The organism is Streptomyces sp. NPDC090127 (genome assembly GCF_044746945.1).
In the GTDB taxonomy this organism is placed as follows: Bacteria; Actinomycetota; Actinomycetes; order Streptomycetales; family Streptomycetaceae; genus Streptomyces.
Genome location: NZ_JBIVDE010000001.1, coordinates 849,813 through 861,164, shown reverse-complemented (window position 1 = coordinate 861,164; position 11,352 = coordinate 849,813). Strand labels below are relative to the sequence as shown.

Below are 11,352 nucleotides of genomic sequence, written 5' to 3'. Positions count from 1 at the left end.
TCGCTCCCCCCGACCCATCCCTCCCCCCGACCCATCCCTCCCCCCCGGCCCCTCGCTCCCCCGGGCCCTCGCTACCCCCGCCCGGCCCCTCCCTCCCCCCGGCCCCCGCGCCCGCCCCTCGCCTTCCTCCCCGCCCCGGCCCCCGTCCGCCCGCCGGACATAATCGAGCGCATGTCCCCAGACCGGCCCCGCTCGCACGACTCGCCAGGCCCCGCCCCCGCCCCAGCCCCCGCCCTTGGGCAGAACCCCGCCCCCGCCCCCGCCTCCACCGTTGCGCAGAACCCCGCGCCCGCCCCCGCCCCCGCCCTCGCCCTCGGTGGCTACGCCGCCACTCGCGTCATCGGCCTCGCGGTCCTCGCGGTCGCCGCCGTCGCGACCGGCAAGGACGGGCTGCACCGGCTGAGCGGCCGCTGGGACTCCGTCTGGTATGTCCGGATCGCCGAGCACGGTTACGGGTACCAGGTCACCCTCCCCGACGGCAGCATCCACTCCGACCTGGCCTTCTTCCCCCTCTTCCCGGCGCTCGAACGGGCCCTCTCCACCGTCCTCCCCGTCGACGCCGCCACCGCCGGGCTGCTCGTCTCCTGGGCCGCCTCGCTCGCCGCCGCCTGGGGCATCTACGCCGTCGGCGCGCACGTCACCGGACGGCGGCCCGTCGGGGTCGTGCTCGCCGTCCTCTGGGGCGTGTACCCGACCGCGTTCGTGCAGTCGATGGCGTACACCGAGACGCTCTTCACCGCCCTCGCCGCATGGTCGCTCCTTGCCGTGCTGCGCGGGCGCTGGATCCTGGCCGGGGCGCTCTGCGCACTCGCCGGGCTCACCCGGCCGACGGCCGCCGCGCTGATCGCCGCCATCGGGGTCACGGCCCTCGTCACCGTCGTACGCGAACGGAAGCTGCCCGCCCGCATGGCGGTCGGTGTCCTCCTCGCGCCGCTGGGCTGGCTCGCGTACGTCGTCTACGTCGGCGTGCGCGAGTCCAGCCCCACCGCCTACTTCGACGTCCAGGCCGCCTGGGGCAACTCCATCGACGGCGGTGTCGCCCTCGCCCGTTTCATCTGGGGCCTCCCGCCGCTCGCCGCGCTCGGCCTGGTCGCCGCGCTCGCGCTGCTCGGCTGGCTCGTCGCCCTGTGCGTCCGCGGGCGGCAGCCGCTGCCGCTCCTCGTCTACACGATCGCCGTCGTCGTGATCTCGCTCATCGGCGCCGCGTACTTCGGGTCCCGGCCGCGCCTGATGATGCCCGCGTTCGGCCTGCTGCTGCCGGCCGCCGTCGCGCTCGTACGGCTCCGCCCGCGCAACCAGGTCCTCGTGCTCGCCGGACTCGCGGTCGCCTCCGGCGCGTACGGCGCCTTCACGCTCCTCGGGTCGGGACCACCGTGATCCGCGCGCCCTTCCGCAGCCCCCACCCCGCCATCGCCCCGCCCTCCGCCTCCAGGACGTGCCGACCGCGCGGGCGCGGCATGCCGAGCCGCCCGGGCCGCATGGTCACGATGTCCAGGACCGTGAGGTTCCGGTCCAGGTAGGCCACGTCGACGGCGAAGCGCATCCCGAAGGTGTGGATGCTGTTCGTCGGGGTGATGAGCAGCGCGCCCTCGATGCCGTCACGGCCGAGCAGCCCGCGCCGCCGCGCCCGGTAGGACGCCGCGATCTCCAACGGGACCCGCTCCGCGCCGACGAGCAGGGTCGTCGTGCCGTCGCGCCACCTGTCCGCCTTGCCCATGTGCCCTCCCTCGTCTGCCCGTTGCCCGTTGTCCGTCGCCCGTCTCCCCGTAGGGGAGAAGGTAGCGGTGCGGTGCGGGTGGGTAGGGTCGCCGCGTGTTCGTCACGCTGATCGTCGTCGCCGCGCTGTGGGGCGCCGCCACGGGGTTGCTCGTGCCGCGCGCCGCGTACCGGCTGTCGGTCGAGCCGGACCAGCCGTGGCGCGACAGCTGCGGCGCGGGCCACCCCCTGACCGGCGGCCCGGCACGCGGCTGGCTCGCGGGCCCCACCTGCCGGCCCTGCCGACACGGTCGGTCCTCCCGGTCCCGCTCCTGCAGCCAGTCCCGCCAGTCCTCCCGACCCCGCCCACGCAGCCAGCCCCGCCGGTCCCGCCAGTCCCGCCAGACCCGCCAGACCCGTCAGCCCCGCTGGTCTGGGCCCGCCGACGGCACCACGACGGAGATCCGGCCGCCCGAGTCGGCCCCCCTCGTCACGGCCGTGCAACCCAGCCCCCTCGCGAGGGAATCCGAACCCCACCCGCGCCCGACGAGCCGCCCCCGCCCCTTCGGCCCTCTCCTCGCCCCCCCTCTCCTTGCCCCCCTTCTCCTCACCGCCCTCTCCTGCGCCGCGCTCGCCGCCGCCACCGGGCCGCGGCCCGAGCTCGCCGTCTGGCTGCTCTGCGCGCCCTTCGCCGTCCTCCTCGCCACCGTCGACGTCCGCGTCCACCGGCTGCCCGACCCGCTCACGCTCCCGCTCGCCGCCGGCGTACCGCTGCTGCTGCTCGGCGCCGAACTCCTTCCGTACGACGCCGGTTCCTGGCCCCACGCGCTGCTCGGCGGACTCGCTCTCGGCGGCGGCTACTTCGTGCTCTTCCTGATCCGGCCGAGCGGTATGGGGTTCGGGGACGTCAAGCTCGCACTGTCCGTCGGCGCGGCCCTCGGCTGGTACGGCTGGGGCGTCCTCTTCGTCGGTACGTTCCTGGGCTTCGTCCTCGGTGCGCTGTACGGGCTCGGTCTCGTCCTCGCCCGGCGCGGGAGCCGGAAGTCCGCGATCCCCTTCGGGCCGTTCATGATCGGGGGCGCCCTGCTCGGGCTGCTCCTCGGCGCGCTCTCCGCCTCCGCCTGAGGTTCGCGACCTAGCATTCGGGCACATGCGGACAATCAATGACAATCTGCCCGTAGAGCCTGTACCGACAGAGAGCGCGACAGACAGCGCGACGGAGAAGGAGCCGGCGGAGGCGGCGGCCGCCCCCGCCCCCTGGTACCGCCGGCCCGCCGTCCTTCCCTGGGCCTGGGCCACGGGTCTGTGTCTGCTCTACGCGACCGTCGCCGTGCGCCGCCACCAGCTCCTCCGGACCACCGGCTACGACCTGGGCATCTTCGAGCAGGCCGTGCGCGCCTACGCCGAGTTCCGGGCCCCCGTCGTCCCCTTGCGCGGCCCCGGCTTCCACCTCCTCGGCGACCACTTCCACCCCCTCCTCGCCGCCCTCGCCCCGCTCTACCGCCTCTGGCCCTCTCCCCTCAGTCTGCTCCTCGCCCAGTCCGCGCTCCTCGCCCTCGCCGTCGTCCCCCTCGCCCGCTGGGCCCGGCGCGCGCTCGGTGCCCGTGCCGCACACGCCGTCGCCGCCGGGTACGGGCTCAGCTGGGGCATCGCCTCCGCCGCCGCCTTCGACTTCCACGAGGTGGCCCTCGCCGTACCGCTGCTCGCCTTCTCCCTCGAAGCGCTCGCCCACCGTCGCTGGCGCGCCGCCGTCGCCTGGGCCGCGCCGCTCCTGCTCGTCAAGGAGGACCTGGGGCTGACCCTCGCCGCCGTCGGCGTCTACGTCGCGGTCAAGGGGCCCCGGCGGCTCGGGATCGCCGCCGCCGCCGTCGGTCTGCTCGGCTCCCTCGTCGAGATCAAGCTGCTGCTGCCCGCCTTCAACCCCGGCGGCGACTACGCCCACGGCGGCAACCTCGCCGACGGCCACGGCTCGCTGCTCTCCACCCTCGCCCATGCCCCGCTCGACGCCCTGCGCCCCGACGTCAAGGCGCTGACCCTGATCCTCGTCTTCGCGCCGTCCGCGCTGCTCGCCCTGCGCTCACCGCTCGCGATGATCGCCGTCCCCACGCTCGCCTGGCGGATGCTCTCCGAGAACCCCTTCCACTGGGGCACCGCGTACCACTACAGCGCGATCCTCATGCCCGTCGTGTTCGCCGGTCTCATCGACGTGCTGAGCCGCGAGAAGGTGGTCCGGAACGTGCGCGCCTCGCTCGCCACCGTCCTTGCCGTGACCGCCGTGATGATCCCCGCGTTCCCGCTGGCCCAGCTCGTCCAACGGCCCACCTGGCGGACCACGCCCCACATCGAGGCCGCCCGCGCGCTGCTCGCGCGCATCCCGGACGGTGCGACGGTCGCCGCCTCCAACCGGCTGGCCCCGCAGCTCACCTCGCGCTGCGAGGTCGTGATCTTCCCGACGTTCCCGGTCGACACCCGCCTCGACCGTCGGGAGACCGGCCCGCTGCCCGCGCCCACGGCCGAGTGGATCGTCTACGACTCCGTCCCCCCGGAGGCGTGGCCGCAGAAGAGCGGCCCGTGGCCCTACCCCGTCGAGCAGCAGGAGGCCGAGCTGCGGGCGGCGCGCGAGAAACACGGGTACGAGGTCGTGGCCGCGAGGGACGGCGTGACGCTCCTCCGCCACGCCCTCCGCTAGGCGCCACGCCCGCCGGTCCCCGCCCTAAGCGTGCGGCCCCACCGTCACCGTGCCGACCGTCAGCTCCGCCCTGCCCTCCAGGATCGTGGCGACCCGTTCCGCCTGGGTCTCCAGCTCCCGCAGCCGGGGCGGGCTCAGGGGCCTCAGCGGTTCGACGGTCACGACGATCCGCTTCCCCGCACGGCGCTGGTGCCAGACGCCCGCCACCGTGCCGTCGATCAGGAGCACCGGGTAGTTCCCGGCCTGGCCGCCCGCCAGCGCCCGGTGGTACGCCGCACCCGGGAACAGGGCCTCGCGCGGCTGCGAGGCGATGGTGAAGCCGTCGAAGTACGGCAGCAGCCGCACCCCGCGCGCCGGCCGCTCCTCGGGGAACGCGGTGTCCCCGGCGACGACGAAGGCCGGCGCCCCCTCGAACTCCACCTCCTCGATCCGCCCGGACCCGGCCAGCGAGGAGAAGAGGCCGGTCGCCCAGCCCGCCGGGGCCGCCAGCCACTTCGCGAAGTGCCGGGGGCCCGCCGGGCCGTACGCGTACAGATACCGCTCCACCAGGTCGCCGAGCGCCGCCGTCCCCTCCGCCGGACGCACCCCCGGGTTGGTGTACGTGACCTTCCGGCCGCGGTCCCGGCCGAAGCACAGCACCCCGCGATGGCCGGCCAGGTGGGTGATCTGCCGCCAGCGCGCCCACTTGTCCTGGAACGCGTCCATGACCCGGTCGCCCGCCCAGGGACCGGTGCGGGCCACGATCGCGTCCGTCAGCTCGTCCACGGTCAGCTCCGTGTCCGTGAGGGCGTCCGCGACGGCGGCCAGGACCTCGTCGGTCTGCTCCGCCGTCATCCGTACGTCCGGCGGCAGCGGATTCGCCCCGGTGGGGATCGCGGAGAGCGCGCCGGTCCACATCGGCAGGTCGGCGGCGGGCAGCAGATGGACGGTGCCGCGCGGCCCGTACGTCTTGACCAGCGTGCCCTCCTCCCAGAGCGCCGCCCGTACGTCCGCCCGGGTGCCCTCCGCCGTGCGCAGCGCGACGGACAGCTCGGCGGCCGAGAGGACCTGGGCGTGGGCGCCGAGCATCGCGGCGGTCACCGCCGCCGGCGGGGCGTCGGCCGGCTCGTCCAGGAACTGCCGGTGGATCCTGCGGGCGTCGGCACGCGCCCAGGTGACCTGTGGTGGGGTAGAGGTCGTCATGCTTCGACGGTAGGCGCGGAATAGGTCAAGGCCTGTCCGCCTTCCCCGAAGGGGCAGGAGTCGAAAAGTCGGGACCGGACGAGGAGTTGGCGATGGCCAAGGGGAAGACCGTGTACGGCTGCGGGCTCGACGCGGCGGTCGATGTCGTCGGCGGGAAGTGGAAGCCGCTCATCCTGTGGGCGCTGCACGCGCACGGCGCGACCCGCTTCGGCGAGCTCAGGAGGCGGATCGGCGGGGTCAGCGAGAAGGTGCTGATCCAGCAGTTGCGTGAACTGGAGGCGGACGGCATCGTCCACCGGGAGATCTACCCGGAGGTCCCACCCCGGGTGGAGTACACCCTGACGGTGCTCGGAGAGTCCCTGAACACGGCGCTGCTCCCGCTGGGGGACTGGGGTGAGCACTTCATGGCGGAGATCCTCGCCCACAAGGCGGCCCAGCGCGCGTCCGAGAGCGAGGACGTGAGCGAGGGTGTGAGCGTGAGCGAGACCGGGCCGGCCGTCGGGCGGGACGCCCCGGCCGACGCCCCGCGCGCGGTGCAGGCGGCCGACGCCCGGCGTGCGGTGCAGACCACCGACGCCCCGCGCGCGGTGCAGGCCGCCTGACCCGCGCGCGGTGCAGGCCGCCTGACCTGCGTCCGGCGGCGGGCGTCCGTCAACCCCGGGCCCTTCCGAGGGGGTCCCTCTTGGGAGGTACGGAACCCGCCGCCACGCCGGGGCGCAAACCCGCCAGAGAGGGCCACGGCCCTTGTCCTGACTGGGCTCCGAGCAATCCGGGAGGGACCGGCCGCGCCGCGTGGCACGCAGCACCGCTTATGAAGGGTTATGGTGGAAACCCCCCCTCGGGCCGGTCCGTATCCCCCCCACGGACCGGCCCGTTTTTTCTTCCCCGGCCCCCGCCGCCGCCCGTTCCCGGGCCCCGCGCCGCAGCCCGGGCCTCGTCCCAGCCCCGCGCCGCCGCCCGCCTGCGGGCCCCACGCCGCAGCCCGGGCCCACGCCGCAGCCCGGGCCCACGCCGCAGCTCGGGCCCCGCCGCAGCCCGGGCCCCGCCTCAGCCCTCCGTCGGCCAGGCCCCGCCGCCCAGCGCCGGTCTCAGCCCCGCCCGGCCCAGATGTTCGTCCCCTCGGTGTCCACGGCGAAGGTGTCGATCTCCTTCAGCTCCTCGTCCGTCAGCGGAGGCGCGGTCAGCGCGGCCACGTTCTCCTCCAGCTGGGCGACGCTGGACGCGCCGATCAGCGCCGACGTCATCCGCTCGTCGCGCAGCACCCACGACAGCGCCAGCTGCGCCAGGGACTGACCCCGCCGCTCGGCGATCTCGGCCAGGCCGCGCAGCCGCCGCAGGACCTCGTCGGAGAGCAGGTTCGGGTCGAGGGACTTGCCCTGCGTCGCCCGCGAACCCTCCGGGATGCCCTTCAGGTACTTGTTGGTGAGCAGGCCCTGGGCGAGCGGCACGAAGGAGATGCAGCCCATGCCGGCCGCCTCCAGCGTGTCGAGGAGGCCGTCCTCCTCGGTCCAGCGGTTGATCATCGAGTACGACGGCTGGTGGATGAGCGCCGGGACGCCCATCTCCCTGAGGATCCCCGCCGCCTCGGCCGTCTGCTCGCTGGTGTACGACGAGACACCGACGTACAGCGCCTTGCCCTGCTGGACGGCGGAGGCGAGCGCCCCCATCGTCTCCTCCAGCGGGGTGTGCGGGTCGAAGCGGTGCGAGTAGAAGATGTCGACGTGGTCGAGGCCCATCCGCTTCAGCGAGGCGTCGAGCGAGGACATCAGATACTTGCGGGAGCCCCACTCGCCGTACGGGCCGGGGTGCATCTCGTAGCCCGCCTTGGTGGAGACGATCAGCTCGTCCCGGTACGGCGCGAAGTCCTGGGCGAAGATCTTGCCGAAGTTCAGCTCGGCCGAGCCGGGAGGCGGCCCGTAGTTGTTCGCCAGGTCGAAGTGGGTGACGCCGAGGTCGAAGGCGCGGCGCAGGATCGCGCGCTGCGTACCGAGCGCCTTGTCGTCGCCGAAGTTGTGCCAGAGGCCGAGCGAGACGGCCGGGAGCTTGAGTCCGCTGCGGCCGGTGCGGCGGTACTCCATGTGCGCGTAGCGGTCCGCGGAGGCGGTGTAGATCGGGGAGTCAGTCACGCCTTCCTGCTTATCACGGACTTGTGACAGTCCCGGGCTGGGTGGCGGTTACCCGTCCGCAGTAATGTGGTCGGCTGCGGGGACCGCCGCGGCATGGAGGGGTTAAGAACAGTGAACCTGCGCGACCTGGTGTACGGGCTCTACGCGCGCCGGGTGGAAGGCCGCCTCGACCACGACCAGGTGCCCAAGCACATCGGTGTCATCCTCGACGGCAACCGGCGCTGGGCCAAGGCCTCCGGCGGAACCCCCGAGCAGGGCCACAAGGCCGGCGCGGACAAGATCCAGGAGCTGCTCGGCTGGTGTGCCGAGACGGACGTCGAGGTCGTCACGCTCTGGATGCTCTCCACGGACAATCTGAACCGGCCCGAGGACCAGCTCCGCCCGCTGCTCGCGATCATCGAGGGCGCGGTGCGCGCGCTGGCCGCCGACGGCCGCTGGCGGGTGCACCACGTGGGCACGCTCGACCTGCTGCCCGCCCGTACGCAGTCCGTGCTCAAGGAGGCCGAGCAGACCACGCACGCCAACACGGGAATACTCGTGAACGTCGCGGTGGGCTACGGCGGCCGGCAGGAGATCGCCGACGCGGTCCGCTCGCTGCTCCTGGAGCACGCGGAGAAGGGCACGAGCTTCGAGGAGCTCGCCGAGATCGTCGACGTCGAACACATTTCCGAGCATCTCTACACGCGCGGTCAGCCCGACCCGGATCTGGTGATCCGCACCAGCGGCGAGCAGCGGCTCTCCGGCTTCATGCTGTGGCAGAGCGCCCACTCGGAGTACTACTTCTGCGAGGTCCACTGGCCGGCCTTCCGCAAGGTCGACTTCCTGCGGGCGCTGCGTGACTACGCCGCGCGCCACCGCCGTTACGGCACCTGAGCCCGGATCCGGCCCCCGTCCGCGGGAGCGATCACCGGACGTTCGACTCTGTTCACGAACACGTCGTCATATGCCATGGCATGGCGGCGCGTGATCGAGGGAATACCCCTTGCAGAGTGAGCGGCACGGAGACCGCCACCCGGGAGGCCCGTTGCACCAGGACGACCGTGCAGGACATGTACGGACGGAGCGGAGGGCCGGAGCTCGGCCCGCGCATCGTGGCCAGAGCCCGGTCCCATCCCGCAGCGACACCGCTTCCGTCGCGCCCCGACCTCTCAGGGGTCGTCAAAGGGGGTCTGTCCTTCCGTGGTGACCAGCACTAAGCGCCGCTTGTCCGACAGGCGCACCTACGTACTCGACACCAGCGTCCTGCTGGCCGACCCCAACGCCGTGTCACGGTTCGACGAGCACGAGGTCGTGCTCCCGATCGTCGTGGTCACCGAGTTGGAGGCCAAGCGGCACCACCCCGAGCTCGGCTACTTCGCCCGGGCGGCCCTGCGCCTCCTGGACGACTTCCGGGTCCGGTACGGGCGCCTGGACTCGCCGCTCCCCATCGGGGATCTGGGCGGCACCCTGCGTGTCGAGCTGAACCATTCGGACCCCGGTGTCCTCCCGGCGGGCTACCGCCTCGGGGACAACGACTCCCGGATCCTGGCCGTCGCGCGCAATCTGCAGGCCGAGGGATACGACGTCACGGTCGTCTCCAAGGACCTGCCGCTGCGCATCAAGGCGTCCTCGGTCGGACTCCTCGCCGAGGAGTACCGCGCGGAGCTCGCCATCACGGACTCCGGTTGGACCGGAATGTCCGAACTGGCGCTCTCCGCCGATCAGGTGGACATCCTCTTCGACCAGGAGACGCTGTACGTGCCGGAGGCCGCCGAGCTTCCGGTGCACACGGGTCTGGTCCTGCAGTCCGAGCGGGGCAAGGCACTCGGCCGGATCACGGCGGAGGGCAACGTCCGGCTGGTCCGCGGCGACCGGGAGGTGTTCGGCATCCGGGGCCGTAGCGCCGAGCAGCGGATCGCGCTCGACCTGCTCCTCGACCCGGACGTCGGGATCATCTCGATGGGCGGCCGGGCCGGCACCGGCAAGTCGGCGCTGGCCCTCTGCGCGGGCCTGGAGGCGGTCCTGGAGCGCCGGCAGCACCAGAAGGTGATGGTGTTCCGCCCGCTGTACGCGGTCGGCGGCCAGGAGCTCGGCTATCTGCCGGGCAGCGAGGCCGAGAAGATGAGCCCCTGGGCGCAGGCGGTCTTCGACACCCTCTCGGCCGTGGCGGGCCGTGAGGTCATCGAGGAGGTGCTGGGGCGCGGGATGCTGGAGGTCCTGCCGCTCACGCACATCCGCGGCCGTTCCCTCCACGACGCGTTCGTCATCGTCGACGAGGCCCAGTCCCTGGAGCGGAACGTCCTGCTGACCGTGTTGTCCCGGATCGGGGCGAACTCCCGTGTCGTGCTGACCCACGACGTCGCCCAGCGCGACAACCTGCGGGTCGGCCGGTACGACGGAGTCGTCGCCGTCGTCGAGAAGCTGAAGGGGCATCCGCTCTTCGCGCACGTCACGCTGACGCGTTCGGAGCGCTCGCAGATCGCCGCACTGGTGACCGAAATGCTGGAGGACGGTCAGATCTGAGTAGACAGGGCTGATTGATCCGATTGATCTGGTTGGCCCGGTAAGCACGATCCCGTACGGGTACGGGAGTTGGCGCCGCCCGGCAGAGCGCAGGAGCTTAGCCGGGCGGCGTCGTGCTGTCCGGTGAACCAGGGAAAACTTCCGCGACTTACGAGGTGTGAGCTTTCACACGCAACGCAGAATTGCCTTGCGGTGTCGCGGTCCGGCAGAGTCTTGCTTCCGTCAGGCCCCGCATACGGCCCACGCGTACCCCTAGGGGTACGGCACCACACAACTCAACAGCCGTTCGCCGTATGCCGCCCACAGCACCACGGGCCCGTGTCTTCTGTGACCCAGTACGTCGGAGACCAGCGCAAGGGGCACGATTTCGCCCGCTTGGTCACCTGTGTGGGCGATGCTGGAAGGAAACCGTGTGAGCCGGATCTCGGTCCGGGGATTCGCGGTGGCTTCGGCCACTGCGGTCACCACCGTCGGCGCCGTCGTGGGTGTTGCCTCGGGCGACACCCAGCCCTCGGGCGACAACTTCGAGGCCACCGCGGCCGACACCACGCTGCTCGCGGACATTCCCGTGGGCGAGCAGGCCCAGGTACAGGTCTCCTCGCTCTCCGAGCAGGCCGACGTCCAGGCCGCCGCGGCCGACTCGGCCGCGAAGAAGTCCGCGGAGGAATCCGCCCGCATCCAGGCCGCCAAGGACGCCGAGGCGAAGAAGAAGGCTGCCGACAAGGCGGAGAAGGAGCGCAAGGAGGCCGCGGAGCGCGCCGAGCGTTCCTCGGTCCGTGACGCGACGAGCTTCTCGGCGCAGGGCTCCTACTCCATCGCCGAGGTCAAGGCGATCGCCCGCCAGATGATCCCCGCCTCGCAGTTCCAGTGCTTCAGCAACATCGTGGACCACGAGTCCGGCTGGAACTACCGCGCGACCAACCCGTCTTCCGGCGCGTACGGTCTCGTCCAGGCCCTTCCGGGTTCGAAGATGTCGTCGGCCGGCGCCGACTGGCAGACGAACCCGGCCACCCAGATCAAGTGGGGCCTGAACTACATGAACAACCGCTACGACAGCCCCTGTGGCGCGTGGAACTTCTGGCAGGCCAACCGCTGGTACTGAGTACCGGTGCTCTCAACCTCGCTGAGCCCCTCACCGTCCTACGGTGGGGGGCTTCA

General features: G+C 72.6%; 9 protein-coding genes and 1 pseudogene. 7 read left to right on the top strand and 3 right to left on the bottom strand.

Going from position 1 to position 11,352, the window contains the following annotated elements; all coding sequences use genetic code 11:
- Window positions 1-171: 171 nt before the first annotated feature.
- Window positions 172-1,377: a mannosyltransferase family protein gene (locus ACIPPS_RS03765; RefSeq protein WP_401426386.1), complete on the top strand. Its 1,206-nt coding sequence runs from the start codon at window positions 172-174 to the stop codon at window positions 1,375-1,377.
- Here ACIPPS_RS03765 and ACIPPS_RS03760 read toward each other — a convergent pair.
- Complete coding sequence (locus ACIPPS_RS03760; protein ID WP_401426384.1) at window positions 1,349-1,717, bottom strand: DUF192 domain-containing protein; 369 nt, start codon at window positions 1,715-1,717, stop codon at window positions 1,349-1,351. The two genes, ACIPPS_RS03765 and ACIPPS_RS03760, sit on opposite strands and share 29 nt — an antisense overlap.
- 95 nt (window positions 1,718-1,812) lie before the next feature.
- On the opposite strand from ACIPPS_RS03760, the gene ACIPPS_RS03755 reads away from it, so the two are divergent.
- Window positions 1,813-2,820 carry a prepilin peptidase gene (locus ACIPPS_RS03755; RefSeq protein WP_401426382.1) on the top strand — a complete coding sequence of 336 codons (1,008 nt, stop codon included), beginning with the start codon at window positions 1,813-1,815 and terminating at the stop codon, window positions 2,818-2,820.
- A gap of 25 nt (window positions 2,821-2,845) precedes the next feature.
- Window positions 2,846-4,384 carry a DUF2079 domain-containing protein gene (locus ACIPPS_RS03750; protein WP_401426380.1) on the top strand — a complete coding sequence of 513 codons (1,539 nt, stop codon included), beginning with the start codon at window positions 2,846-2,848 and terminating at the stop codon, window positions 4,382-4,384.
- A 24-nt stretch (window positions 4,385-4,408) separates the two neighbouring features.
- Here ACIPPS_RS03750 and ACIPPS_RS03745 read toward each other — a convergent pair whose 3' ends face one another.
- On the bottom strand, window positions 4,409-5,566 hold the full coding sequence (locus ACIPPS_RS03745; protein ID WP_401426378.1) for a winged helix DNA-binding domain-containing protein: 1,158 nt from the start codon (window positions 5,564-5,566) through the stop codon (window positions 4,409-4,411).
- A gap of 92 nt (window positions 5,567-5,658) precedes the next feature.
- Between ACIPPS_RS03745 and ACIPPS_RS03740 the strand changes: the two are divergent.
- Window positions 5,659-5,988: pseudogene (locus ACIPPS_RS03740) on the top strand (winged helix-turn-helix transcriptional regulator); the annotation flags it as partial.
- 666 nt (window positions 5,989-6,654) lie between these two features.
- On the opposite strand, the gene mgrA reads toward ACIPPS_RS03740, so the two are convergent.
- Complete coding sequence (gene mgrA / locus ACIPPS_RS03735; RefSeq protein WP_401426376.1) at window positions 6,655-7,692, bottom strand: L-glyceraldehyde 3-phosphate reductase; 1,038 nt, start codon at window positions 7,690-7,692, stop codon at window positions 6,655-6,657.
- Window positions 7,693-7,803: 111 nt separating this feature from the next.
- Between mgrA and ACIPPS_RS03730 the strand changes: the two genes are divergently transcribed.
- The 3 genes from ACIPPS_RS03730 to ACIPPS_RS03720 all read left to right on the top strand — a co-directional run bounded on the left by ACIPPS_RS03730 (window position 7,804) and on the right by ACIPPS_RS03720 (window position 11,296).
- Entirely contained in the window at window positions 7,804-8,565 is a 762-nt protein-coding gene (locus tag ACIPPS_RS03730; protein WP_401426374.1) for an isoprenyl transferase, read from the top strand.
- 306 nt (window positions 8,566-8,871) lie between these two features.
- Window positions 8,872-10,194, top strand: coding sequence for a PhoH family protein (locus tag ACIPPS_RS03725; RefSeq protein ID WP_401426372.1), 1,323 nt, complete (start codon window positions 8,872-8,874; stop codon window positions 10,192-10,194).
- A gap of 412 nt (window positions 10,195-10,606) precedes the next feature.
- Complete coding sequence (locus tag ACIPPS_RS03720; protein ID WP_401426370.1) at window positions 10,607-11,296, top strand: transglycosylase SLT domain-containing protein; 690 nt, start codon at window positions 10,607-10,609, stop codon at window positions 11,294-11,296.
- The last annotated feature ends 56 nt before the right edge of the window (window positions 11,297-11,352 follow it).